We start from the raw sequence: 660 nt of genomic DNA on the forward strand, positions 1-660 counted from the left end.
CAAAAAACACACTGTAAACACTGAACTTCAATTTTGCACTAAAGCCGCCAAGCGTTGGCAATCCCTCTTGAGCCGTTTGTTAGCCTTATGACGTCAAAGATTGTGTCGATACAGCTGTAATCTTGACACCAAAACTAGAAATACTCGGCAATGTTGCATTGTGATGTACTCGGATTTGCTCACCTGACAAATGAGATTTGCTTTGAGTTGTGTGAGCATCTGATATCAAATCCACCGAGTAACCTAAACCAGCAGCTCGTCGCGTAGTTGTATCTACACAAAACTCTGTGGCGTAGCCGCAGATATAAAGATGCTCAATACAGAGTTCTTGCAGCAACGACTCCAAGTTTGTTCGTAAAAACGAATCTGGCGTTGTTTTGCGTATAAAATGGTCACTACTTTCAACGTGTAATGATGACTGTAATTGCCAACCTTCACTGCCATATTCGATTGGAGTCCCAGTTTGTTCATGTTGGATAAAGATGACTGAGATATCCTTTTGGCGCGCCCAATCTGTGACTTTATTGATGCGAGTTAAAACCTCATTTCTTTCAAACGGTTGAGGTGTTGGGTCAAACAAAATATTCTGCATATCAATAACAAGAACTGCTGATTTCATAGAATCTCCTTTTGAATAAGGCTAACGCCCGGTTAAGGGGC

General features: G+C 41.5%; 1 protein-coding gene. It reads right to left on the bottom strand.

Annotated elements, in window-relative coordinates:
* Window positions 1-85: 85 nt before the first annotated feature.
* A complete protein-coding gene (locus tag PL85_RS18120) occupies window positions 86-619 on the bottom strand; it encodes a cysteine hydrolase family protein (RefSeq protein ID WP_115340193.1) in 534 nt (177 codons plus the stop codon).
* Between the last annotated feature and the right edge of the window lie 41 nt (window positions 620-660).

It is taken from the genome of Vibrio anguillarum (assembly GCF_001989995.2).
GTDB classification, from domain to species: Bacteria; Pseudomonadota; Gammaproteobacteria; order Enterobacterales; family Vibrionaceae; genus Vibrio; species Vibrio anguillarum.